Source organism: Planomonospora sp. ID91781, assembly GCF_015711595.1.
GTDB lineage: Bacteria > Actinomycetota > Actinomycetes > Streptosporangiales > Streptosporangiaceae > Planomonospora > Planomonospora parontospora.
Genome location: NZ_JABTEY010000005.1, coordinates 90659 through 113266, shown reverse-complemented (window position 1 = coordinate 113266; position 22608 = coordinate 90659). Strand labels below are relative to the sequence as shown.

Genomic DNA, 22608 nt, shown 5'->3' with positions numbered 1-22608 from the left:
GACCTGATCGTGACCGATCACCTGAACGAAACCGCACGGCCCGTGGTGACCGTGCGCCGCAACCCGCTGCTGGGGTGGTTCGCCGACCGCCGCATCGGCGCCAAGATGTCCATCATCATGCTCCTGATGACCGTCATCGCGGCGGTGGTCGGCGTGGCCGCGCTGACCCGGATGGCGACGATGAACGACGACATGGAGACCATGGCGCAGAGCAACGAGAAGGTCGCGCGGATCGGGGACGTCTGGAGCGCGATGTCCAACATGCATGACATGTCCGTCGCGACGGCCGTTTCTCCTCCGGAGGCGAAGAAAGAGTCCGCTGCGCAGATGAAGGAGTTCAGCGAGCAGGTGACGGCGGCGTTCGAGGCCTACAAGGCCGTTGCGCCGTCCGACGTCGCGGACGTGCAGAAGAACATCGCCGCCTTCGAAGAGGCCTGGGATGACTTCCAGGTCCTGCGCGACTTCGCGCTGCTGGGCGAGGCCCTTCCGGCCGGCTACAGCCCGGCGGACATGAGCCGGTTCCCCGAGCTCTCCGCTCAGATCAACAGCTCCATGGCCACCCTCAAGAAGATGGAGCAGGACCACGCCCGGCAGATGGCCGCCGCCGGCGTCGCCGGCTACGACAGCGCCCGCACCACGGTCCTGGTGCTGCTCGGCTTCGGCCTGGTCTTCGCGGTCGGCATGGCCCGGCTGGTGAGCCGCCAGATGGTCCGCTCGCTGCAGCCGGTCCTGCGGGTGCTGGATCTGATGGCGAAGGGCGACCTGACCCGGACCGTCGAGGTGGTCTCCCGCGACGAGACCGGTGAGATGGCGGTGGCGGTCAACCAGGCCACCGGCTCGATGAGGCGGGCCATGGAGGCGCTGGCCACCAGCGCCGACACGCTGGCCGTCAGCTCGACCGGGCTGTCGGCGGTCAGCGACCGCATCGCCGCCAGCGCGGACGAGGCCTCCACCCAGGCCGGCAGCGCCGCCGCCGCCGCGGCCCAGGTCTCGCACAACGTGCAGACCGTCTCGGCCGGCAGCGAGGAGATGGGCGCGTCCATCCGGGAGATCGCGCACAACGCCGGCGAGGGCGCCAAGGTCGCCTCGAAGGCGGTGGAGGTCGCCGCCTCCACCAACGAGACCGTCGCCAAGCTCGGCGCCTCGTCGGCGGAGATCGGCAGCGTGATCAAGACCATCACCTCGATCGCCGAGCAGACCAACCTGCTGGCGCTGAACGCCACCATCGAGGCGGCGCGGGCCGGGGACGCCGGCAAGGGCTTCGCGGTCGTCGCGGGCGAGGTCAAGGACCTGGCGCAGGAGACGGCCAAGGCGACCGAGGACATCTCCAAGCGGGTCGAGGCGATCCAGGCCGACACCGAGAGCGCGGTGGCGGCCATCGCGGAGATCTCGACGATCATCGGCAGGATCAACGACTACCAGCTGACCATCGCCGGTGCGGTGGAGGAGCAGACCGCCACCACCGGAGAGATGAACCGCAGCGTGGCCGAGGCCGCGCAGGGCAGCGCGGACATCGCGGCCAACATCGCGGTGCTGGCCGACGCCGCGCACGTGACGGCCGAGGGCGTGAGCGAGAGCCAGCGGGCCGCGGCCGAGCTGGCCGAGCTGTCGGCCCGGCTGCACACGCTGGTCTCCGGTTTCCGTTACTGAGACCCGCCACCCCTCCCACCAGGGAGGACGTCCGGCGGCGAGGCGCCGTAGGGGGCCGCCCACGATCACCGTGGGCGGCCCCCGTATTCGTTCTGCAAAGCAATGGTTTTATCAACTAAAAGTATCGCCGTGAGAGCGCACCGTGATATTTGGTAATAAATAACTGATCGATTGGGTTAAAGGCTATTCTCCGGTGTAAAACTGTTTCATGTATTCCCTGGTCAGCGCCCCAGTCCTCGGTTTCGACCTGACGCGGCTGGACGGCGGAGCGGCGACCGCCGCAGTGCTCTCCCGCGCCCTGCGCCTCGACTCCCGCGACCTCGCGACGCTGGCCCGCCGACTGCCCGACGACGGGGTCCGCGCCCAGCTGTGGCAGGACATCCACGCGGCGACCGTGCTGCGCCCCACCGTCCGCAGCCTCTCCCAGCAGGACGCCGAGGGAGCCCTCGCCCTGCTGGAGCGGGCGCCCATCGGCACCCCCGACGCGCTGCTGCACTGCGTCCGCCACGACGTGCTCGGCTGGACGTGGCAGGAGCAGGAGGGCGTCCGCCGCCAGGACGACACGGCCTCCGCCGCCACCGCCGTGGTCTGCGACGCGGTGATGGCCACCTACCTGCGCGAGCTGCTGCCGGCCGACACCCGGCGGCGGCTGGCCGTCGGCTGGCTCGCCGCCACCCGCGAACTGCCGGACCGCCCGGTGGACACCGGCCCCCAGCACCAGGCCGTGACGGGACTGTGCCGGCGCATCGAGACGCTCGGCGCCTCCGACCTGGAGCGGCTGACCGCCCTCAGCGACCGGACCCGCCTCGACTCCTCCGGCTGGTCGCAGGCCGTGCACGAGGCCTCGTGGGCGGTGCACATGTCCGACCGCGTGCGGGCCGCCGCCGCCGCGCAGTTCGAACTGGTCCAGGCCGTCGACGCCGCCGGCATCCCGGTCGCCGACCGCGCGGGCGGGGTGTGGAACCTCCTCAGCGGCGCCGTGCACGCCCTGACCGTCGCCGACCTGCTCGACGCGGCACTGCTCGGACGGCTCCTCGACCCGTGCCTGGGCGTCCTGGGCCTGCCCGTCCTCCGCTGACCCCGGACGTCAATCGATTTCGGAGCCGCCCGATCCCGGACGTCGCCGGGCTCTGTTCTCCGCCCGATCCCGGACGTCGCCCGGTTTCGTCCTGCGCCGGCTCCGTTCCGTGTCCGGTCCCGGGGGCCGCTCGCCCGTCCCCGCCCCGCGGCGGGGACTGGTGGACGGGAGCGGCGACGATATCTCTTCCGGTTTTTCCTACAGCGGGCCGTCCGGCCGCCGATGGGAGGGCTATCCCTACTGTCGGTAATCGGAAGAGGACACCGTGTTGAACAGCAGGAAGACCTGGGCCGCCCTCGCCGTGGCCACCGCCGTGACCGTGAGCGTGCCCGTGACCGCCGGTGTCGCCAGCGCCGCCCCCAAGAAGCCCACCAAGGCCGCGACGGCCAAGCAGGTCGCCGCCGCCAAGGCCGCGCAGGCCAAGGCCGCCGCCGCAGCGAAGAAGGCCGCCGCCGCGAAGGCCGCCGCGGCCAAGGCGGCTGCGGCCAAGGCGGCCGCCGCGGCGAAGAAGGCCGCGGAGGCGGCGAAGGCCGTCCTGCCCTTCGCCGCGGTCGGCGTCGTCACCGCCGTGGACGCCGCCGCCGGCACCGTCACGGTGCAGGTGGCGAGCGGCTCCAAGCTCGTCGCGGGCACCGAGGCCGTGTTCAAGGTCTCCGCCACCACCAAGGTCACCAAGGACGACGAGAAGACGATCCTCGACACCCTCGCCGAGGGCGACAAGGTCACCGTGAACGGCGTCAAGACCGCCGCCGGTCTGTTCGCCGCCCACGTCAACGCCACCAGCCCCGAGCCCGTCGCCGAGCCGGAGCCCACCGAGGACCCGGTCGCGGACCCCGACCCGACCGAGGAGCCCACCGAGGACCCGACCGAGGAGCCCGCTGAGGAGCCCGCCCCGGTCGAGGACCCCGAGACCGCCGTCTGACGGTCCCGCCCGCCGGCCCGGCCCGCGCCGTGAGCAGGCCCGACGCACACGGGAGAGCCCCGGTTCGCACGAACCGGGGCTCTCCCGCACGTCGTCCTCACGCGTTCTCCGTCAACGGTCGGGGTCGGCGATCTCGATGACGTGCAGAGGCCTGTCCAGGGCGCGGGACGGCTCCCGCCACTTGGCGGCGTCGAGTGTGAAGATCGGGCAGACCGCCACGTCGGCGATGGCGGCGGCATGCGCGTCCCACGGGTCGAGTCCGGTGACCGCCATCATGTCGGTGAGTTTGGCGGCCTGGTGAATGCCGTCGAGCGGGGCCACGGTGGCGCGCTCGAACGCGGCCAGGCCCGCGAGCAATGCCTGTGCGTCCGGCAGGCCCCGGCTGTCGAGCAGCGCTCCGGCCGCTGCGAGCGACGGGATGACCAGGGGCTGCCCCGCCCGGTCGAAGTCCTGCAGGAACCCGATCAGGTCGCCGTCGCCCCGGGCCACGTCGGCCAGGACGCTGGAATCGAGAATGTGGGGGGCGGGGGTGAAATCACTCACCAGGCGCCGCCGGGAAGCCCTGCTCGACCAACTGGCGGTTGACGTGCCGCATCATGCGGGCCACTCGTTCCGGATCGGCTCTGCGGGCGTGTTCTCTCAGGAGCGCCAGCGCGCGCTGGTCGGCGATGCGCTTGGCGGCGATGGCGTCATTGAAGACGGCGGCCACACTGGTCGCCTTGCCGCTGGCCACCAGATGCTCGGCGTATTCCACGACGTCAGGGTCCACGGTGATGGTGATCCGGGTCTTCCTGTCTCCGCTCATACCCGGGATCATACTCATGCCGTGCGGGCCTGAGGAGGGAGAACCGGGAAACGATCCGCCGGTCGTCCCGGGCGTCCCGGCGGTCTGCGGACCGGCCCGCCGGGACGCCCGGAGCGCGCACCCGGTGGGAGGGGTCAGGGGCGCAGGGCGCTCCAGGAGGCGTGGTCGTGGACGGCCATGCCGGCGTAGGCGGGGTAGAAGACGGCGGCGGCGTCGATCGCGGCCAAGGCCGTGTTCAGCGCCTGGCGGCCCTGCTCGTGGAAGGTGCAGTACGGGCAGTCGGGCAGGGCGAGGGTCTCGGCGGCCAGCCGTACCGGACGGCCCGCGCGCCCGCCGCGCAGCAGCATGTCCTCGCCGACCCCGATGATCGAGCCCGGTCCGGTGGCGGTGTCGCGGTAGCTCATCACGGTGACCGCGTCGACGCGCGCCAGCACCTCGTCGGCCAGGGTGGAGCCGCCCGCGGGCACGGTGTCGTACCAGAACGGCACGTCGGCCTCGAGGGGCCGGGGGTCGGCGTCGCGGAGCGCGGCGAGCAGGCCGAGGAAGGCCGCGACGGTGCCGGGCCGGTCGGTGCTCCACTCGTCCAGGTGGTACGGCTCGACGTCGACGTGGGTGGTGCGGAACAGGCCGGTGCCCATCGCGGCGCGCTGCCAGGCCAGAGCGGCGGCGTGGTCGAAGGTCCAGCCGGGTTCGCCGCCCAGGGCGGACAGCCGGACCCCGGCGGCGTCGGCGCGCTTCCTGAACTGCCGGAGCCGGTTCAGCTCGGTCTTGGTGATCTCCGGGGGGACGTATACGAAGATCTCCTTGACGGCGTTGGCGGTGGCCCAGCTCATCACGGCGGCCGGGTCGCCGCGCTGCCACAGCCACATCGCCCGCGGTCCGGGGACCGCGGTGGAGGCGGCGGCGGGTACGGCGAGCAGCGCGCACAGGCTCGCCACGGCGGTGAGCGCGCCCGCGATCCGGCGCAGCCCGGCGGCCCCGCGCGTCCCGCGCGGGCGGCGTCCGGTGGGGCGCGAGGTCGTCGGCATGCCCTGCTCCTGTTCGTCCTGCGTTCCATGCCCTGTCGCGGGCAAGGGGCACGCGGGTCAGCGTGCGACCGACAGGTGCACGTGGTCGAAGTGGTTGGCGGTGACGCCGCCGCGGTCCTCCATCAGGCGCCAGCCCTCGCCCGCGCGGGAGGGGTTCCAGATGTGCTGGGCGAAGATCACGTACTTGACGCCGAGGCGGTCGGCGTTGTCCTTGAGGTAGTTGGCGATCTCCCAGCCCTCCTTGAGCCTGGCCGCGGAGGGCATCTTGCCACCTGAGGTGATCATGAAGTCGGCGGCCTTGCCGGTGGGGTGGTCGCTGCCGGGCATGCCGCCGTCGGCGCGCCAGGCGCCGATCGCGGAGAACTTCCCGAACTTCGCGTCGACCTCCTCGATGGCCTCGCGCATGGTGGAGGTGATGCGGCCGCCGCCGCCCAGGACCTTGGACGGCTCGTGCGCCGCGGTGACACCCCCGCCGGAGGTCACCGCGCCGGTGCCGGCCGGGCCGCCGGCCGTACCCTGCGCGGGAGCGGTGGAGGCCGTGCCGGCCGTACCCTGCGTGGCGGCGGTGGTGGACGCGCCCGCGGTCGCGGTGGCGGAGGCCGTGGCGGACGGGGAGGCCGTCGCGCTGCCGCGCTGCCCGCCCTGTGCGGCGGTGAGCTCGGCGGCGAACCTCTGACCGGAGGCGCCGGAGACGCCGGAGCGGGCCCCGATCTGGGTGAACTGGCCCTGCAGCTGGGCCACGCGGGACTGGATCGCGGCGATGCCGTCGGTCATGTGGGAGCTCCTCCTGGCCGCGGACACGGGACTCGGCGAAAGCGGGCATCCTGCCCTTCGGCAGGTTCAGGGGTGGATCTGAGGACTTGAGGGACAACCGTGACCTGCCGTCCCGATCGGATCCGGGAAAAACCTCAGGACCCCTCCGCGGCGTCCGATGGGCCTACCTGAGCAGGGAGTGCTCACCCCGTTACGCCAAGGATCGGCGGCCGTAGCAGAACGAACGGAGTCTGTTCGTGCTCGAGGACGTCACGTCCAGCGTGGTGCGCGTCGCGCTGAAGGGCCTGGCCCAGCGCCAGCGTGTGATCGCAGACAACATCGCCAACATCGAGACTCCCCAGTTTCTCGCCGGCCGCGTCCAGTTCGAAGACGCCCTGCGCACCGCCGTCGAGAACGGGACGTCCCCGGGGGAGGTGGCCCCGGAGGTCGCCCGCTCCCTGGAGCCGACCCGGGAGAACGGCAACAACGTCAATCTCGATCACGAGACCTTGTCGCACATGGACACCACACTGCGCTACCAGACGATGCTGAAGGCCCTCGACTCCAAGTACGGCATGCTCCGTTCGGTCATCAGGGGAGGTGCGTGACATGAGCGCTGGAGGACCCTTCCGCGCGATCGGCATCGCCAGCACCGGCGTGACCGTCTACCGCAAGTGGCTGGACGCGGTGTCCGACAACATCGCCAACATCAACAACGCCGCCCCCACGAGCGGTGAGGCGTTCCGCGCCCGCTACGTGACGGCCCAGGCCGTGGACTACGGGTCGGGCACCGGCGGCGTCCAGGTCGGCGGGATCGAACTGGGCAGTGCCGAGGGCCGCCTCGTCCACGAGCCCGACAACCCCCTCGCCGACGAGAACGGCTACGTGCGCTACCCCGACATCGACCTCGGCGCCCAGATGGGCCAGCTGATGATGGCCCAGCGCGCCTACCAGGCCAACATCTCGGTCGTCGACCGCGCCTACGACGCCTACCAGGCCGCACTCCAGCTCGGGAGGAACGGATGAGCATCCAGCCGATCGGCCCCGTCGCGGGCCCCCTGCGCATCACCGGTCCCGCCGAGGTCGGCGGGACCGCCGCTCCGAGCGGCACCGCCGAGGTCTTCGGCAACCTGCTCACCCAGGGCGTCGACACGCTGCAGCAGACGCAGGCGAACGCCGACTCGCTGGCCGTCAAGGCCGCCACCGGCGACCTGCAGGACGCGCACGACTACATGGCCGCCAGCACCGAGGCCGCACTCGCCACCCAGATGACCGTCGCCATCCGTGACAAGGCCGTCGCCGCCTTCACCGAGATCATGAGGATGCAGGCCTGATGCAGGAACGCGCGCTCGCCGCACTCCGTAAGGCCCGTTCCTCGTTCGCGTCGTTCAGCACCGGGCAGAAGGCCGTCACCATCTCCCTCGTGCTGGCCATCGTGGTCGGCGGGTTCTTCTTCTCCCAGTGGGCCGCCAAGCCGGTCTACGGCACGCTGTACTCCAACCTCTCGGGCGCCGACGGCAACGCGATCGTCGAGCAGCTCACCGCCGACGGCGTCCCCTACCAGCTCACCGACGGCGGCGGCACGATCATGGTGCCGCAGGCGCAGGTCTACGACCTGCGGCTGAAGATGAGCGGCCAGGGCCTGCCGACCCAGGCCGACGGCGGCGGCTACTCCCTGCTGGACAAGCAGGGCGTCACCACCTCCGACTTCATGCAGCACGTCGGCTACCAGCGCGCCCTGGAGGGTGAGCTCGCCAGGACGATCAAGGCGATCGACGGCGTCACCTCCGCCAGCGTGCACCTGGCGATCCCGCAGAAGGACGTCTTCGCCGACGACGCCGCCAAGCCGACCGCCTCGGTCCTGGTGGGCACCCAGCCCACCAAGCCGCTGACCAACAGCCAGATCAAGGCCGTGGTGAACCTGGTCAGCTCCAGCGTCGAGGGCCTGTCCCCGACGGACGTGACGCTGGCCGACTCCAGCGGCCAGGTGCTGGCCGCCGCGGGCGAGCAGGCCCTCACCGGCGCCGGCAGCGAGCGCGAGGAGCAGACCCAGTCGTTCGAGCAGCGGATGAGCGGCTCCCTGCAGCAGATGCTGACCCAGGTCCTCGGCCCGAACAAGGCCGTCGTCAAGGTCACCGCCGACCTCGACTACGACCAGACCGAGACCAAGAGCCAGCGGTACGTCAGCGACCCGGCCCTCCCGCCGCTGTCGTCGACGACCAAGGAGGAGACCTACACCGGGGGCGGCACGCCCACCGGCGGCGTCCTCGGCCCCGACAACATCCAGGTCCCGAACGCGAACGGCGGCAACGACTACAAGTCGACCACCGAGACCCGCGACAACGCCGTGGGCCTGGTCACCGAGACCCGCAAGACCGCCCCCGGCAAGGTCCGCAAGCTCGACGTCGCGGTGCTGGTCGACGGCCAGGCCGCGGCCGGCGTGGACACCGCGGAGATCCAGCGGATCGTCTCCTCGGCCGCCGGCATCAACGCCCAGCGCGGCGACACCATCGCCGTCTCGGCGATGCCGTTCGACGACAGCGCCGCCACCAAGGCCGCCGCCGACCTGGCCGCCGCGGCCAAGGCCGAGCAGGACGGCCGCACCATGGAGCTGGTCAAGGTCGGCGCCCTGGCCCTGGGCATCGGGCTGCTCTTCCTCATCGCCTGGCTGCGCGGCCGCAAGAAGAGGCGCCGCACGCAGCTGAACAAGGCCGAGCTGGAGCAGCTGGAGGCCATGCAGGCCGAGCTGGAGCGCGTGCGCCTGCAGGCCGCCATCGAGGCCGCCGAGCGCGAGGCGCTGCCCGCCGGCACCGGTGAGACGCCCGCCGAGCCGGACTCCGACAGGCGCGAGGAGCTCCGGGACGAGATCTCCGGCCTGGTCGACCGGCAGCCCGAGGAAGTCGCCCAGCTGCTGCGCGGCTGGCTCGCCGACAGGAGGAGCTGACATGCCGATGGTCGAGACGATGAGCGGCCTGCGCAAGGCCGCCGTGCTCCTGGTCCAGATGGGCAAGGAGGACTCGGCGAAGGTGCTCGCGCAGCTGCGCGAGCCCGAGGTCGAGGAGCTGACCGCCGAGATCGTGCGGCTCGGCACCGTCGACCCCGGTGACGCGGTGGACATCCTCACCGAGTTCCGCGACCTGGCGGTCGCCTACCGCTACGCCGGCCAGGGCGGCATGGACTTCGCCCGCGAGGTGCTGGAGGCGACGCTGGGCCGCGAGCGGGCCAGCCAGATCGTCGAGCGCCTGTCGGCGTCGCTGGTCGACATGCCGTTCAGCTTCCTGCAGCGGGCCGACCCCCGTCAGGTGCTGGGATTCGTCCAGGACGAGCACCCGCAGCTGATCGCGCTGGTGCTGGCGCACCTGCCGGCGCACCTGGCCTCGCAGATCCTGTCGGGGCTCAACCCGAACCTGCAGGCCGACGTGGCGCACCGCATCGCGGTGATGGACCGCACCTCACCCGACATCATCCGCCAGGTGGAGTCGCTGCTGGAGCGCAAGCTCTCGTCGGTTCTGCAACCGTCCGACCTCTCCGCCGTGGGCGGTCTGCAACCTCTGGTCGACATCATCAACCGTGCCGACCGCGTCACCGAGCGCCTCATCCTCGAAGGGCTGGAGGGGCGCAGCCCCGAGCTGGCCGAGGAGGTCCGGAGCCGGATGTTCATGTTCGAGGACGTCGTCCACCTCGACGACCGCGCCGTCCAGCTCGTGGTCCGGCAGGTCGAGACCGTGGACCTGGCCACCGCCCTCAAGGGCGTCGGGCAGGACGTGCTCAACAAGATCACCAAGAACCTGTCCGAGCGGGCCGCCGCGAACCTCGTCGAGGAGATCGAGCTGCTCGGCCCGGTGCGGCTGCGCACCGTCGAGGAGTCCCAGGCCAAGATCGTGCACGCGATCCGCGCCCTGGAGGAGTCCGGCCAGATCGTGATCCGGAGAGGAGACGAGGATGAGTTCGTCGCCTGAGACCGTCCTGCGCGGGACGGACACCCTCACCTTCAGCGCCGCCCGCTTCGCCACCGACTTCGGCGTCACCACGAACGTGCCGGCCGAGGTGATGGAGCGGGCCCGCGCCGAGGCGCGGGCCGCGGGATACGCCGCGGGCTGGGCCCAGGGCCTGGAGGAGGCCCGGCGCAACACCGCGGCCGAGCACCGCGACGAGGCCGAGCGCGTCGCCCGGGCCGAGGCCCGGAAGATCGCCCGGCTGGAGAGCGCGCTGACCGCGATCGCCGCCTCGGCCGCCCGGCTGGAGCAGCAGACGGCCCCCGGCGCCGCCGAGCTTGAGGACCTCGTCGTGCAGACGGCCTTCGCCATCGCCGAGGCGGTGCTCGGCCGGGAGATCGAGCACAGCCCCGAGCCCGGCCGCGAGGCCCTCGCCCGGGTGCTGGACCTGGTGCCCGAGAGCCGCCCCGTGCTCGTCCGGCTGAGCCCCGCCGACCACGCCGCCATGGTCGGCGCCGGGCAGAACACCTTCGAGGTCGACGGCCGGAGCGTGACCATGGTCGTCGACCCGCGCCTGAAGCCCGGCGACGCCGTCGCCGAAAGCGACGCGACCGCCGTGGACGCGCGCCTGAGCACCGCCGTACAGCGAGCCAAGGAGGCCCTGGGCCTGTGATCTCCACCATCGACACCCGCCTGCGGGCGGCCGTCGCCGCCGCGCGGCCCCGCGTGACCGGTCGCGTCGCGGCCGTCGTCGGCCTCTCGGTCGACGTCGAGGGCGTGTCCGGCAGGGTGGGCGATGTGGTCCTCCTCGGCGACGGCCCCGCGGCCGTCCCGGCCGAGGTGGTGGCCCTGTCCGGCGGCCGGCTCAGCTGCCTGCCGCTGGGCTCGCTGACCGGCATCGGCGTGGGCAGCCCCGTCACCGCCACCGGCGACGCGCTGCGCGTCCCGGTCGGCGAGGCGCTGCGCGGCCGCATCCTGGACGGCCTCGGCCGCCCGCTCGACGGCGGCCCCTCGCTGGCCGGCCTGGAGCTGGTCCCGGTGGAGAACGAGCCGCCGCCCGCCCTGCAGCGCCGCCGCATCCTGGAGCCGATGCCGCTGGGCGTGCGGGCCATGGACACGATGATCACGGCCGGGCGCGGGCAGCGCCTGGGCATCTTCGCCGGTTCCGGCGTCGGCAAGTCCAGCCTGATGTCCATGATCACCCGCGGCACCGAGGCGGAGATCACCGTCGTGGCGCTGGTCGGCGAGCGCGGCCGCGAGGTCCGCGAGTTCATCGAGAACGACCTGGGCCCCGAGGGCCTGGCCCGCTCCGTCGTGGTCGTGGCCACCTCCGACCAGCCGCCGATGGTGCGCCTGCGCGCCTGCTTCACCGCCACCCGGATCGCCGAGTGGTTCCGCGACCAGGGCCGCGACGCGCTGCTGCTGATGGACAGCCTCACCCGGGCCGCCATGGCCCAGCGCGAGGTCGGCCTGTCGGCGGGCGAGCCCCCGGCGACCCGCGGCTACCCGCCGTCGGTGTTCGCGATGCTCCCCCGGCTGCTGGAGCGGGCCGGACCCGGGGTCGACGGCAGCATCACCGGCCTGTACACGGTGCTGGTCGACGGCGACGACCACAACGAGCCGATCGCCGACTCGGCGCGCTCGATCCTCGACGGCCACGTCGTGCTGGACCGCCGCCTGGCCACCGCCGGGCACTTCCCGACGATCGACGTGCTGGAGTCGGTCTCCCGCGTCGCCGGCGCCGTGACCAGCCGCGAGCAGCGCGCCGACGCCACCGCGCTGCGCCGCATCCTCGCCGCCCACCGCGACATCCGCGAGCTGGTGGAGATCGGCGCGTACGTGCCCGGCACCAACCCGGACGCGGACCTGGCCCGCGCGCTGTGGCCGCGCATCGAGGCGTTCCTCCGCCAGGACATGGAGGAGCAGACCACGGCCGCGCAGGCGTGGGAGGGGCTCCGGGCCCTGCTGGCCTGAGCGGGGACGGCGCCCCGGCATTCCGCCCGGCCCCGGCCCTCCGCTCCGGTACGGCACCCGCCCCGCAGGACCTTCTCCGGCAAGACCCCCGCGTGACCGCCTCCCCCGGCCGGAACCCGGCATCCAAGGAGATCTGACATGAGCCCACGTTTCCGTCTGTCGTCGATCCTGCGGGCCCGCAAGGCCCAGGAGGACGCCGCCAAGGGCGGGGTGGCCCGCGCCCGCGCCGAGGCCGGGGCCGCCGACCGCCAGGTCGAGGCCAAGGAGGCCGAGCTGCAGGGCCGGATGATCGTTCCGGACCCGTCCGACGCCGCCGCGTTCGTCGCGGCGATGGCCGCGCGCCGCGCGGTCGCCGGGGAGCTCTCGATCAAGATCCAGAAGGCCGAGGAGGCCGCGCGGCGGGTCGGCGCCAGCGTGGACACCTGGAGCGCCGCCTCCCAGCGCCGCCGCATGGTGGACAAGCTCGCCGAGCGCCACCAGGCCGCCGTGCGGCAGGCCGACGCGGCGGCCGACCAGCGCGCCGTGGACGACCTCCCGCTCAACCGCCGCCGCACCGACAGGGAGAACGGCCGATGAGCCTGATGGACATCGTGGCCCGGGTCGGCCAGCTGGAGGCCCAGTTCGGCGCGGCCCCCGCGGCCACCGCCGCCTCCGCCACCTCGGCCGCCGACTTCGCCGCGGCGCTCAAGACGGCCCAGCGGTCCGGCGCGGCCTCGGGGACCACGGCCTCGGGGACCACGGCCGCCGCCTCCGGGAGCGCGGCCGCCGCCGGGACCGGTCAGGCCGCCCAGGGGACCCAGGCGACCCGGGCGGCCTCCGCGGCGGACGCCGTCACCGGGGGCTCCGGCGGGGTCACCGGCCAGGACGTCGTCGACCAGGCCCGCAAGTACCTCGGCGTCCCCTACCTGTGGGGCGGCACGGACCCCAAGCGGGGCCTGGACTGCTCCGGACTGGTCCAGCTCGTCTACAAGAAGCTGGGCGTCTCCCTGCCGCGCGTCTCGCAGGACCAGCAGAACGAGGGCCGCAGCATCCCGAGCCTGAAGCAGGCCCTCCCGGGCGACCTGCTGACCTTCGGCTCCCCGGCCACGCACATCGGCATCTACATCGGCGACGGCAAGATGCTGCACGCCCCGCGCACCGGCGACGTCGTCAAGATCGTCGACATGGACGACTACTACCGCAAGCCCACCGACATCCGCCGCGTCCTGAGCGACGCGGCCGCGGGCGCCACCCCGGCGGCGGCGTCCCCGACGGCGTCCTCCACGGCGTCCCCGGCCGCGGTCCGGGCCACGACCGCGACGGCGTCCGCGTTCCGGGCCGCGGCGTCCCCGGCCGCCGTCCCTCTGACGGCCACCCCCACCGCCGCCTCCACCGCGGTCCCGACCACGCTCGCGAGCGTCCTGGCGCAGACGGGCGCCCTGCCCGGCACGCTGCCCGGCGCCCTGTCCGGTTTCTTGTCCGGCACGCTGTCCGGGACCGGCGCCGGGACCGGCACGAGCGCCGAACTGGCGGCCGCGATGGCCGCGGTCCAGGCCGGGTACGGCGCGGGCGCCACGAGTTTCAGCGGATCGGCCGGTTTGCCGCAGATGTCCCTCGGCGCTGCCGATGAGCTGGGCAACGGCCTGTTCGATCCCGCCCAGGCCTACGTCCGGACCATCCAACCGGTCATGAACGGCATCGGATAGCAGGAGAGACGATCTTGACTGTGCCTTCGATCCCCCTGGCGGGGAGCCCGTCGGCGATGACGGCTCCCTCCGGCGAGGGACAGACTGGCCAGAGCGGCGCCGGCGACGCGTTCGCCGCCCTCCTCGCCCTGCTCGCGGCCGGAGGCCCCCTGCCCCAGGGCGTCCTGCCCGTCCCCGGCACCCCCGGCGGCACCCCCGGTTCCGGCGGGTCCGCCCAGACGACCTCCGCGGCGCCGGCCGGCGGCCCGCTCACCGCGCAGGCCCTGCTCGCCGCCCAGCTGCAGACCCGGCTCCAGGCGCAGCAGCAGGCCGGAGCCGACCTCGCCGCCCAGGCGCAGCCGCCCGTCCCGGCCCAGCCGGGCCTCCCGGGCCAGGCCGTACCGGCGCAGGTCCCGCCGTTCGCGCTCCCGCAGACCGTGGAGCTCTCCACCGGTACGGCGGGCCAGGCGGCGACCGCCGCCACCGCGGCCGTTCCCGTCCCCACCGCGCCCGCCGGCGTCCCCACCGGTGCGGAGGCCCCCGCCTCCGCCGTCCAGGCGGCCCCGTCCGCCACGGCGACGGCGGCCGCCGAGACCGGCGCCACCACCGAGACGGCCGCCCCCGAGGCCGCCGCCCCGGCCGACGCCCCCGCACCGCAGGGCGCGTCCGGGCAGGCCGTCGCGGCACCGGCCGCGGGCTCCGGCGCGGGCACCTCCACCGGCGAGGACGCCTCCCGCCGCACCGGCACCGCCGCCGGCGGCCCGGCCGAGGCCACCGGCGCGACCGGGCAGGCCGTCTTCCAGGCCACCGCCACCACGCAGGTGACGGGGCCGGAGCGGGTCTCCGCGCCTGCCCCCCAGCAGCCCGCCGCACCCGCCTCCCAGATCGCCGTCCACGTGCTGCCGCTCCGGCAGGACCCGGACGGCATCCACCGGCTCACCGTCCACCTGCACCCCGTCGACCTCGGCCCGGTCAGCGTCGTCGCCGAACTGCGCAACGGCGCCGTGCACCTGCAGCTCGCCGGGACCAGCGACGGCGCCTTCGACGCGCTGCGCTCGGCCCTGCCCTCGCTCCGCCAGGAGCTGGAGGAGGGCGGGTTCTCCGCCTGCACGCTGGACCTGCAGCGCGAGGCCCCCGGCGACGGCCGCCGCCCCGGCGAGCAGACCCAGCAGTTCTCCCACCCGGGCGACCAGGGCCACCAGGGCCGCACCGCCGGCGGCGCCACCGGCGCCGGCCGCACCGGGGACGGCTACCAGAACGCCCCCGCGCCCGACGGAGGCCCCCCGGCCGACGGACCGGGATCCCGCATGCTCAACGTCCGCCTGTAGCACCGCCTCTCCCAGGGAATCCGGAGGAATCCGTACGTGACCACCATCAGCGGGGCCGTGAGCACCGGCGCCACGACCACCGCGACCAGCGCGGCCGCCACGTCGAGCGGCAACAGCAGGCTCGACAAGGACACGTTCCTGAAGCTCCTGGTCGCCCAGATGCGCTACCAGGACCCGAGCAACCCCACCGACACCTCCGCGTTCATGTCGCAGACCGCGCAGTTCACCGAGGTGGAGCGGATGGAGGAGCTCGTCAAGCAGCAGGGCGAACTGCTGGCGGCCCAGCTGCAGCTGTCGGCCAGCAGCCTCGTCGGCAAGACCGTCGGCTACACCGGACCAGACGGCACGGACGCCGTCGGTGTGGTCACCTCAGCCTCCTTCGGCAGCAGCCCGACCCTGCGGGTCGGGAACACGGATGTACCGCTGTCCTCGGTCAAGGAAGTCACCAGCGCCGCCCCGGGCGGCACCGAATCCACCGAAGGAAAGTGACATGCTCCGTTCCCTGTACTCCGGCATCAGCGGCCTGCGCGTCCACCAGACGATGATGGACGTCACCGGCAACAACATCGCCAACGTCAACACCACCGGCTTCAAGGGCTCCCAGACCGTCTTCCAGGACACCCTCAGCCAGATGATGCAGGCCGCGGGCGCGCCGCAGGCCGGCACCCCCGGCGCGGGCGGCACCAACCCGGCCCAGGTCGGCCTGGGCGTGCGCCTGGCCGGCGTGCAGACCAACTTCGGCCAGGGCGCCGCGCAGACCACCGGGCGCAACCTCGACCTGATGGTCCAGGGCGACGGCTTCTTCGCCGTGCAGAAGGGCACCGAGCAGCTCTACACCCGCTCGGGCGCGTTCAACTTCGACGCCAACGGCGCCATGGTGACCACCGACGGCAACTTCGTGCTCGGCTGGAACGCCGCGACCGGCAACGTGCCGGTGCCCCCCACCGGGGCGCCGGAGCCGATCATGCTCCCCGGCGACGTGGAGTCCTTCACCATCTCCCCCGACGGCTCGCTCGTCGGCGTGCTCGCCGACGGCACCAAGCGCACGTTCGCTCAGGTCTCCATGGCGAACTTCGTGAACCCGGGCGGTCTGGAGAAGGCCGGCGGCTCGACCTACCGCGCCACCGTCAACTCCGGCGACGCCACCATCGGCACCGCGGGCACCGGCGGCATGGGCGCCCTGCAGACCGGCGCGCTGGAGATGTCCAACGTCGACCTCGGCCAGGAGTTCACCAACCTGATCATCGCCCAGCGCGGTTTCCAGGCCAACACCAAGGTCATCAGCACCTCCGACGAGCTGCTGAACGACCTGGTCAACCTCAAGCGCTAAGCGCTCCCCGCCCTCGGGGCGGGCCCACCGCGAAGGTCCCGGGACCCGGCCACGGCCGCGCCCCGGGACCTTCGGCGTTCAGCAAGTCTGCCTTTTTACGGCCTCGCGCCCATCAGAGATCGAGCACTACGGCGAACATGTCCTGTATGGATTCCATGTCGTCTGCCGACAAAATGCCCAGGCAAGTACCGGATTGCTCGCCAATCGAGTCACGCAGGATGCGGGAAATATTTCCGGTGTTCACATAGCGATGGCCGACACCGGGGACGTCTATGGCCACGGTCAGTAGATCGCCGTCATCGTGTGATCTGACCTCTAGTGCAAGAAGCCATCGTCGACCGGGGTGGGCGAGGATGCCTTCGGAAGCGACGAGCAGGAAGACTCCCTCTGGAGATTCATAGACCCCACCGTAGCTAAGAGCAGAGGTCCCGGCCTCGGCTGAATGAGCGGGGATAAAGCTAGTCTGGCTGTTGTGTTGGGAGAGTTGAGCTGCAAAGTCTCGCACCTCGGTAAATTCCAGGCCAATGAAGTACTCGGAGCTTCCCGCCTGAGGCGTTCCCTTCTGCCGACAGAAATCGATCAGTTTCCTTTCATTGGCCAGGAAAGCATCATGAGATGACGAGGACCACTCTGCGGCCACCTTGATGCCATGGCGAGCAGCATCACGACGGTGCGCTGCCAGTCGGGTGGCGGCGTCAGCCGCCTGCCCAACCTTGACAGTGCCGCTGTCGAAAGCAACGACATAAATGAAGCCTTCTCTGGTCAAGGGAGGACTCCTTCGGGGAACTGTTCGAGGACTTATGAGGCGCAGATTCGATCTCGCTCGGCCAAGCGACCCAAGGGGTGCTTCGCTATACGGTTGCGCTGCTGTTCTGGGCGGCCTTTTCTCGCTCTGATCCGAGCCGTAGGGCCATACGGCCACGATTGCCCTGATTACTGACTGTGGAGCGCATGCGCTTCACAGCCAGCTTACTGTGAAGAGACCCCTGAGGCAGGATCATTCCCTTTCTTTGGTTCTCATCGAGGACGACTCACGGGATGCCCCTTCAACGGAGATGAACTCGGCCTCGTCGTTTCTGGCCTGCTCCTCGAATGAGCCCGTACCCGTGAGTCCGCGGGAGAGGGCGTAGAACCACAGCGCCTTCTCAACGTAGGCCGATCCACTGACACCGTCACGGGCGGCGGCGACCTCCACCAGATTCACCGTAGATCTCTTCAAGTTGTATGACTGGCTCACCCGCTGGTGTCTGCGCATGAGGTCACGCTACTTCTCTCCGGGATCCTTCTCCGGTGCTTGCAAGGATTCCGTCTCCCGTTCGGCGAGCGCGGTGACGAGGTAGTCAGGATCCAGGTGAGGGTTGTGGCCGGCGGCGATGCGGGCGAAGAGCCGTGCGCGGGATTCGCGCCGTGACGGAGCGCCGGTCTTTCCGCAGGCGTCCTGGGCTCCGGCTGCCTCGTTGGGCGTGGCGTCAGAGTGCATGCCGTACGTCCTAGCAGCTCTCGCCGGTCCTCCGGGCGTAATCGCAAGGGAACGCCCGGAGGACCGAAACAGAGGACCTCGGTCCCGCCGGTTTTCTCAGGCGGCGCGGCGGGCGGCCGATGGAAGAGGTAACGCGGCCCGGCTACGGCCCGTCGACCCCTGACGACCTCAAGGACGGACCTCGGTGATCCTTCTTACGCGCCTCAACGGCCCGGAGTTCGCACTGAACCCGGACCTGATCGAGCGGGCGGACCAGACCCCCGACACGGTGATCACTCTCGTGGACGGGACCAAGTACATCATCGCCGAGTCCCTCAGCGAGTTCCTCGGGCTGGTGCGCCGCTACCGCGCGGAGCTGATCGCCGACGCCGAGATCCTCGTCTCCTCCGGCACGCACCGTCTCCCGGCCACGGGCTCGGGCTCCGCCGACGCCGACCAGCAGCGGGTCGTCCGCCTTCACCGACAGGAGCGCTGACCATGGATCCGGCAACCCTGGCCGGCATCGGCATCGCGGTGGTCTCCATCTTCGTGATGATGATCCTCGAGGGCTCCAACCCGATGTCGATCATGCTGCTCGCCCCGATGATCCTGGTCTTCGGCGGCACCTTCGGCGTGGCGATGGCGGGCGGCGTGCTGAGCGACGCCACCGGCATCGTCGGGCAGATCAAGCGCGCCCTCACCGCCAAGCCCACGCCCGGCACCGACCTGGTCGACTCGATCGTCAAGCTCTCCGAGCGCGCCCGCCGCGAGGGCCTGCTGGCGCTGGAGGACGCGGTCAAGGAGGTCGAGGACCCGTTCCTGCGCCGCGGCCTGGAGCTGGCCATCGACGGCACCGACCCCGAGGAGCTCCGGGAGATCCTGGAGGCCGAGGTCGACGCCAAGCGCCGGGCCGACAAGGCCGGCGTGAAGATCTTCACCGACATGGGCGGCTACGCCCCCACGATCGGCATCATCGGCACCGTGGTCAGCCTCGTGCACGTGCTGGAGAACCTGAGCGAGCCCTCGAAGCTCGGCCACATGATCGGTGCCGCGTTCGTCGCGACCCTGTGGGGCGTGGCCAGCGCCAACGTGCTCTGGCTGCCCATCGGCAACCGGCTCAAGCGCATCAGCGAGCTGGAGGCCGCGCAGATGGAGCTCACCATCGAGGGCATCGCCAACATCCAGGCCGGCACCAACCCGCGCCTGGTCTCCCAGAAGCTCAAGAGCCTGCTGCCCCCGGGGGAGAACACCGCCGAGAAGGCGAAGGCCGCCTGATGAGCACCAAGCCCCACCGCCGCAAGAAACACGGCGGAGGCCACGAGGAGGAGGCCCACGCCGACGAGCGCTGGCTGGTCACCTACGGCGACATGCTCACCGTGCTGATGGCGCTGTTCATCGTGCTGTTCGCGATGAGCCAGGTCGACCAGAACAAGTTCAACGCGCTCAAGTCGAGCCTGTCGATGGCCTTCGGCCAGCCCGCGGTGACCTTCACCGCGCCGGGCAGCGCGGTGACCGGCGACGCCGGCGGCGGGGAGTCGGCTCCGATGGAGTTCTCGTCCGTGCTGGGCAAGGGCGCCGACGGCGAGGCCGAGAAGAAGGCCCGCGACGCCCTGGCCGCGCTCGACCGCGCCCGGGCCTCGGCCCGCGCGAAGAACGCGTCGGCGGAGGTCGAGAAGTTCGAGCGGATCAAGAAGAAGATCCAGGAGGCGCTGCGCAAGCAGAACGCCGCCGACAGCGTGCAGTTCCGCATCGACGAGCGCGGCCTGGTGGTGACCGTCGTCACCAGCTCGGTCGTGTTCGGCAACAACAGCGCCGAGCTGCTGCGGGACGGCCGGAAGATCATCGACTCGATCGCGCCGGCGCTGCGCGGCGAGAAGAACTCCGTCGAGGTCGACGGGCACACCAACTGGCTGCCGGTCTCGTCGGGCCCGTACCCGTCGAACTGGGAGCTGTCGACCGCGCGCGCCTCCACGGTGGTGCGCCGGCTGGTGTCCAGGGGCATCCCGGCCAAGCGGCTGAACGCCGCCGGCTATGCCGACCAGCGGCCCCTGTACCCCGACACCGACCCCCGGTCGGTGACGCTGAACCGCCGGGTCGAGGTGGTCGTCCTGTCCGACCTCGACGCCGCGACCAAGGCCCTGCTGCCGTCGGCGGCGGGCCAGTCCAGCACGAGTTGACCGAACCAGACCCAGGAGACGAACACCATGGCCACCGCGAAGCTCAAGGCCGCGCCGGACGCCGAGGAGGCGCAGGGGGGCGGTAAGAAGTCCAAGAAGACGCTCTTCCTCGCCGGCGGGGTCGTGCTGCTCCTCGTCGCCGCGGCGGCTGCCTACTTCCTGCTGTTCGCCGGGGGCGGGGAGGAGAAGGAGCCCGCGCCGGAGCCCGGCGCCGTGGCCGCCCTCGACGCGATCACGATCAACCTCGCCGACGGGCACTTCCTGAAGCTGAAGCTGGCCCTGCAGGCGACCGCCGAGGTCGCCGAGGCCCCCGACGGCAGCAAGGCCCTGGACCTGGCCATCGACCAGTTCAGCAACAAGGCGGTCGACGAGCTCTCCTCGGACAAGGCGCGCAACCTGGCCAAGCAGGCGCTGCTGGAGAAGATCGAGAAGTCCTACGAGGGCGAGATCATGGACATCTACTTCACCGAGTTCGTCATGCAGTAGGCCGCGCCGCCGTACGGCCCGCCGCCGGCACCGCGCCGCCGCAGGACACGCGGCGGGCACACGGCGGGCACACGGCGGGCGCTGCGGCACCGCGCCGCCGTACGGCATGCGGCGGCGGCGCACGGCTCGCGACGGAACCGCCCGAGCACGACCCAAGGACAACCGAAGGACGACCGAAGGACAGCCGCAGGACCGCTGAAGACGCAGGCGGGCGGGGGTGCGCACGCACGCGACCCCCGCCGCGGGAACGGGACCCTCCGCACGAGGTGAACCCGATTTCCGGCATTTCCTCATATCGGATGGATAACGGCCGATGTGTGATCTCGTGAGTCAGACGCAGCCTTCGGCCTCGACGCCCCGCCTGCTCGGACGGATGTCCCGCCGGGCGAAGACCTCCGATCCGCAGCCCTATGACTTCCGGCGTCCCATCAAGCTCTCCCGCGAGCACGTCCGCACGCTCCAGATCGCCTACGAGACGTTCGCCCGCCAGTACACGACCCTGCTCACCACGAGCCTGCGCGTCGTCTCCCAGGTCTCGCTGGTCTCCATCCAGCAGCTCACCTACGACGAGTACATCTCGGCGCTGGGCAACCCGACCATCGTCGCCACCGTCGACCTGGAGCCGCTGCCCGGCACCGCCATCATGGAGTTCTCGCTGGGCACCGCGATGGCCAGCATCGACCACCTGCTCGGCGGCCCCGGCGGCGCCCAGACGGAGCGCCCGCTGACCGACATGGAGACGCCCCTCCTGCGCGACCTGCTCACCCGGGTCCTGGAGGAGATGCACTACGCGTTCGAGTCGATCACCGAGATCCACCCCAAGCTGGGCGTCATCGACTACAACCCGCAGTTCGTGCAGGCCTGCGCCCCCGCCGACGCGGTCATCGTGGCCTCCTTCGACATGCGGGTGGGAAGCGAGGAGTGCCTGGCGACGATCTGCATGCCGTTCGCCTCGATCTTCCCCAAGCTCCAGGGCAACGACAACGACGTCACGCTCAGCTCGGGCCAGCGCGCCGCCCGCGAGGAGGCGCACCGCAACATGGCCGCCGCGCTCGGCACCACGCCGATCGACGTGGCGGTCCGCTTCGAGGCCGTACGGCTCCGCCCCGAGCAGATCATCGGCCTGGAGCCGGGCGACGTCGTGCCGCTCGGCCATCCCGTGACGGCGCCGCTGTCGGTGACGGCCGCGGACATCACCTTCGCCCACGCAGTGCCCGGTAGCCAGGGCCCGCGCCTGGCCTGCCTCGTCGTGCCCACGCCGCAGAACGAAATGGAAGTCCACTGATGACCACCACGATCACCGTCGCCCCCCGCGTGGAGCTCGGCATGGCCGCGGCCGAGGCCGCGCTGGCCCTGCTGCCCACCGGCGGCGCCCTGGAAGTCGGCACCCCCGTCTTCACCGTGCCGCAGGACCTGCCCGCCGGCCAGGCCGTGTGCGCCCGCTTCTCCGGCGCCACCCAGGGCGAGGTCGCGGTCGTCGTCGGCCAGGACCTGGTCGACGCCCTGCGCCAGAGCCCGCTCGGCGAGCTCGACCTGGCCAAGGCCGTGCAGCCCGCCCTGGAGGCGGCGGCCCGCAAGCTGGGCCCCGTCGTCCTGGAGCCGGCGCTGGCCACCGAGCCCGAGGTCGGCCTGGGCGCGCTCGCCAACCGCGGCGAGCCGGTCTTCGTGCCGCTGCTGGAGGACGGCGCCGTGCGGGCCGTGCTCGCACTGGTGGCGACCCCGTGGCCGGCCCCGGCGGCCGCCCGCTCCACGGGCAACGCCAAGGCCCGGTTCGACCTGCTGCACGACGTCGAGATGAGCGTCACCGCCGAGCTCGGCCGCACCCGGATGACCGTCCGGGAGCTGCTCTCGCTCGCGCCCGGCGCCGTGGTCGAGCTGGACCGCGCCGCGGGCAGCCCCGTGGACCTGCTGGTCAACGGCCGCCTGGTCGCGCGCGGAGAGGTCGTCGTGATCGACGAGAACTTCGGCATCCGCGTCACCGAGATCCTCTCCCCCGGCGGAGAACGGCAGTAGCCGCAC

Annotated in this window: 27 protein-coding genes; 21 read left to right on the top strand and 6 right to left on the bottom strand. The window is 71.9% G+C overall.

Annotation, left to right across the window (positions count from 1 at the left end; all coding sequences use genetic code 11):
• Positions 1–9 precede the first annotated feature (9 nt).
• From HS048_RS36220 to HS048_RS36210, 3 genes are all read left to right on the top strand, one after another.
• Complete coding sequence (locus HS048_RS36220; protein WP_196470340.1) at positions 10–1650, top strand: methyl-accepting chemotaxis protein; 1641 nt, start codon at positions 10–12, stop codon at positions 1648–1650.
• A gap of 208 nt (positions 1651–1858) precedes the next feature.
• The gene (locus tag HS048_RS36215; protein ID WP_068903991.1) at positions 1859–2728 is read left to right on the top strand and encodes a hypothetical protein; all 870 of its coding nucleotides are present in this window, start codon (positions 1859–1861) and stop codon (positions 2726–2728) included.
• Positions 2729–2993: 265 nt separating this feature from the next.
• On the top strand, positions 2994–3650 hold the full coding sequence (locus HS048_RS36210) for a hypothetical protein (protein WP_196470339.1): 657 nt from the start codon (positions 2994–2996) through the stop codon (positions 3648–3650).
• Between the two features lie 111 nt (positions 3651–3761).
• Here the strand turns inward: HS048_RS36210 and HS048_RS36205 are convergent, their stop codons facing one another.
• The 4 genes from HS048_RS36205 to HS048_RS36190 all read right to left on the bottom strand — a co-directional run bounded on the left by HS048_RS36205 (position 3762) and on the right by HS048_RS36190 (position 6257).
• Entirely contained in the window at positions 3762–4193 is a 432-nt protein-coding gene (locus HS048_RS36205) for a hypothetical protein (RefSeq protein ID WP_068903995.1), read from the bottom strand.
• Positions 4186–4455, bottom strand: coding sequence for a hypothetical protein (locus HS048_RS36200; RefSeq protein WP_068903997.1), 270 nt, complete (start codon positions 4453–4455; stop codon positions 4186–4188). Before HS048_RS36200 ends, HS048_RS36205 begins: the two co-directional genes overlap by 8 nt.
• Before the next feature lie 134 nt (positions 4456–4589).
• Positions 4590–5483 (bottom strand): hypothetical protein, encoded by an 894-nt coding sequence (locus tag HS048_RS36195; protein WP_196470338.1) that lies wholly within the window; start codon positions 5481–5483, stop codon positions 4590–4592.
• Between the two features lie 57 nt (positions 5484–5540).
• Positions 5541–6257: a hypothetical protein gene (locus HS048_RS36190; RefSeq protein ID WP_196470337.1), complete on the bottom strand. Its 717-nt coding sequence runs from the start codon at positions 6255–6257 to the stop codon at positions 5541–5543.
• 236 nt (positions 6258–6493) lie between these two features.
• On the opposite strand from HS048_RS36190, the gene HS048_RS36185 reads away from it, so the two are divergent.
• The 12 genes from HS048_RS36185 to flgF all read left to right on the top strand — a co-directional run bounded on the left by HS048_RS36185 (position 6494) and on the right by flgF (position 16467).
• Complete coding sequence (locus tag HS048_RS36185; protein ID WP_196470336.1) at positions 6494–6844, top strand: flagellar basal body rod protein FlgB; 351 nt, start codon at positions 6494–6496, stop codon at positions 6842–6844.
• 1 nt (position 6845) lies between these two features.
• A complete protein-coding gene (locus HS048_RS36180) occupies positions 6846–7262 on the top strand; it encodes a flagellar basal body rod protein FlgC (protein WP_196470335.1) in 417 nt (138 codons plus the stop codon).
• Positions 7259–7570 (top strand): flagellar hook-basal body complex protein FliE, encoded by a 312-nt coding sequence (gene fliE, locus HS048_RS36175; RefSeq protein ID WP_068904007.1) that lies wholly within the window; start codon positions 7259–7261, stop codon positions 7568–7570. Before HS048_RS36180 ends, fliE begins: the two co-directional genes overlap by 4 nt.
• Positions 7570–9180 (top strand): flagellar basal-body MS-ring/collar protein FliF, encoded by a 1611-nt coding sequence (fliF, locus tag HS048_RS36170; RefSeq protein WP_196470334.1) that lies wholly within the window; start codon positions 7570–7572, stop codon positions 9178–9180. The genes fliE and fliF overlap by 1 nt, the downstream gene beginning before the upstream one ends.
• Before the next feature lies 1 nt (position 9181).
• Complete coding sequence (gene fliG / locus HS048_RS36165; RefSeq protein ID WP_191898203.1) at positions 9182–10195, top strand: flagellar motor switch protein FliG; 1014 nt, start codon at positions 9182–9184, stop codon at positions 10193–10195.
• Positions 10179–10844, top strand: coding sequence for a FliH/SctL family protein (locus tag HS048_RS36160; protein WP_196470333.1), 666 nt, complete (start codon positions 10179–10181; stop codon positions 10842–10844). The genes fliG and HS048_RS36160 overlap by 17 nt, the downstream gene beginning before the upstream one ends.
• Complete coding sequence (locus HS048_RS36155) at positions 10841–12145, top strand: FliI/YscN family ATPase (protein WP_196470332.1); 1305 nt, start codon at positions 10841–10843, stop codon at positions 12143–12145. Before HS048_RS36160 ends, HS048_RS36155 begins: the two co-directional genes overlap by 4 nt.
• A gap of 138 nt (positions 12146–12283) precedes the next feature.
• Positions 12284–12721 (top strand): hypothetical protein, encoded by a 438-nt coding sequence (locus HS048_RS36150; RefSeq protein ID WP_068904017.1) that lies wholly within the window; start codon positions 12284–12286, stop codon positions 12719–12721.
• On the top strand, positions 12718–13830 hold the full coding sequence (locus HS048_RS36145) for a C40 family peptidase (protein WP_196470331.1): 1113 nt from the start codon (positions 12718–12720) through the stop codon (positions 13828–13830). Before HS048_RS36150 ends, HS048_RS36145 begins: the two co-directional genes overlap by 4 nt.
• A gap of 20 nt (positions 13831–13850) precedes the next feature.
• Positions 13851–15137, top strand: a complete 1287-nt coding sequence (locus HS048_RS36140; RefSeq protein ID WP_196470330.1) for a flagellar hook-length control protein FliK — start codon at positions 13851–13853, stop codon at positions 15135–15137.
• A 36-nt stretch (positions 15138–15173) separates the two neighbouring features.
• A complete protein-coding gene (locus HS048_RS36135) occupies positions 15174–15626 on the top strand; it encodes a flagellar hook assembly protein FlgD (protein ID WP_196470329.1) in 453 nt (150 codons plus the stop codon).
• A gap of 1 nt (position 15627) precedes the next feature.
• Positions 15628–16467 (top strand): flagellar basal-body rod protein FlgF, encoded by an 840-nt coding sequence (flgF, locus tag HS048_RS36130; RefSeq protein WP_068904023.1) that lies wholly within the window; start codon positions 15628–15630, stop codon positions 16465–16467.
• A gap of 112 nt (positions 16468–16579) precedes the next feature.
• Here the strand turns inward: flgF and HS048_RS36125 are convergent, their stop codons facing one another.
• The gene (locus HS048_RS36125) at positions 16580–17233 is read right to left on the bottom strand and encodes a hypothetical protein (RefSeq protein ID WP_196470328.1); all 654 of its coding nucleotides are present in this window, start codon (positions 17231–17233) and stop codon (positions 16580–16582) included.
• A gap of 231 nt (positions 17234–17464) precedes the next feature.
• Complete coding sequence (locus tag HS048_RS36120) at positions 17465–17722, bottom strand: hypothetical protein (protein WP_196470327.1); 258 nt, start codon at positions 17720–17722, stop codon at positions 17465–17467.
• A gap of 409 nt (positions 17723–18131) precedes the next feature.
• On the opposite strand from HS048_RS36120, the gene HS048_RS36115 reads away from it, so the two are divergent.
• The 6 genes from HS048_RS36115 to fliN all read left to right on the top strand — a co-directional run bounded on the left by HS048_RS36115 (position 18132) and on the right by fliN (position 22602).
• On the top strand, positions 18132–18422 hold the full coding sequence (locus HS048_RS36115) for a flagellar FlbD family protein (RefSeq protein WP_068904029.1): 291 nt from the start codon (positions 18132–18134) through the stop codon (positions 18420–18422).
• A gap of 2 nt (positions 18423–18424) precedes the next feature.
• Entirely contained in the window at positions 18425–19201 is a 777-nt protein-coding gene (locus HS048_RS36110) for a motility protein A (RefSeq protein WP_068904030.1), read from the top strand.
• A complete protein-coding gene (locus HS048_RS36105; RefSeq protein ID WP_196470326.1) occupies positions 19201–20103 on the top strand; it encodes a flagellar motor protein MotB in 903 nt (300 codons plus the stop codon). The genes HS048_RS36110 and HS048_RS36105 overlap by 1 nt, the downstream gene beginning before the upstream one ends.
• A gap of 27 nt (positions 20104–20130) precedes the next feature.
• Positions 20131–20589 (top strand): flagellar basal body-associated FliL family protein, encoded by a 459-nt coding sequence (locus tag HS048_RS36100; protein ID WP_068904034.1) that lies wholly within the window; start codon positions 20131–20133, stop codon positions 20587–20589.
• Positions 20590–20914: 325 nt separating this feature from the next.
• Entirely contained in the window at positions 20915–21874 is a 960-nt protein-coding gene (locus tag HS048_RS36095) for a flagellar motor switch protein FliM (RefSeq protein WP_196470325.1), read from the top strand.
• Entirely contained in the window at positions 21874–22602 is a 729-nt protein-coding gene (gene fliN / locus HS048_RS36090; RefSeq protein WP_196470324.1) for a flagellar motor switch protein FliN, read from the top strand. The genes HS048_RS36095 and fliN overlap by 1 nt, the downstream gene beginning before the upstream one ends.
• Positions 22603–22608: the final 6 nt, after the last annotated feature.

What these genes read in the sequence shown, in the direction of transcription:
- HS048_RS36215 (WP_068903991.1), top strand. Translation starts at nt 1,859, where the DNA reads ATGTATTCCCTGGTCAGCGCCCCAGTCCTCGGTTTCGACCTGACGCGG.
- HS048_RS36200 (WP_068903997.1), bottom strand. Translation starts at nt 4,455, where the DNA reads ATGAGCGGAGACAGGAAGACCCGGATCACCATCACCGTGGACCCTGAC.
- HS048_RS36195 (WP_196470338.1), bottom strand. Translation starts at nt 5,483, where the DNA reads ATGCCGACGACCTCGCGCCCCACCGGACGCCGCCCGCGCGGGACGCGC.
- HS048_RS36190 (WP_196470337.1), bottom strand. Translation starts at nt 6,257, where the DNA reads ATGACCGACGGCATCGCCGCGATCCAGTCCCGCGTGGCCCAGCTGCAG.
- HS048_RS36180 (WP_196470335.1), top strand. Translation starts at nt 6,846, where the DNA reads ATGAGCGCTGGAGGACCCTTCCGCGCGATCGGCATCGCCAGCACCGGC.
- fliE (WP_068904007.1), top strand. Translation starts at nt 7,259, where the DNA reads ATGAGCATCCAGCCGATCGGCCCCGTCGCGGGCCCCCTGCGCATCACC.
- fliF (WP_196470334.1), top strand. Translation starts at nt 7,570, where the DNA reads ATGCAGGAACGCGCGCTCGCCGCACTCCGTAAGGCCCGTTCCTCGTTC.
- fliG (WP_191898203.1), top strand. Translation starts at nt 9,182, where the DNA reads ATGCCGATGGTCGAGACGATGAGCGGCCTGCGCAAGGCCGCCGTGCTC.
- HS048_RS36160 (WP_196470333.1), top strand. Translation starts at nt 10,179, where the DNA reads ATGAGTTCGTCGCCTGAGACCGTCCTGCGCGGGACGGACACCCTCACC.
- HS048_RS36150 (WP_068904017.1), top strand. Translation starts at nt 12,284, where the DNA reads ATGAGCCCACGTTTCCGTCTGTCGTCGATCCTGCGGGCCCGCAAGGCC.
- HS048_RS36145 (WP_196470331.1), top strand. Translation starts at nt 12,718, where the DNA reads ATGAGCCTGATGGACATCGTGGCCCGGGTCGGCCAGCTGGAGGCCCAG.
- flgF (WP_068904023.1), top strand. Translation starts at nt 15,628, where the DNA reads ATGCTCCGTTCCCTGTACTCCGGCATCAGCGGCCTGCGCGTCCACCAG.
- HS048_RS36120 (WP_196470327.1), bottom strand. Translation starts at nt 17,722, where the DNA reads ATGCGCAGACACCAGCGGGTGAGCCAGTCATACAACTTGAAGAGATCT.
- HS048_RS36110 (WP_068904030.1), top strand. Translation starts at nt 18,425, where the DNA reads ATGGATCCGGCAACCCTGGCCGGCATCGGCATCGCGGTGGTCTCCATC.
- HS048_RS36105 (WP_196470326.1), top strand. Translation starts at nt 19,201, where the DNA reads ATGAGCACCAAGCCCCACCGCCGCAAGAAACACGGCGGAGGCCACGAG.
- HS048_RS36100 (WP_068904034.1), top strand. Translation starts at nt 20,131, where the DNA reads ATGGCCACCGCGAAGCTCAAGGCCGCGCCGGACGCCGAGGAGGCGCAG.
- fliN (WP_196470324.1), top strand. Translation starts at nt 21,874, where the DNA reads ATGACCACCACGATCACCGTCGCCCCCCGCGTGGAGCTCGGCATGGCC.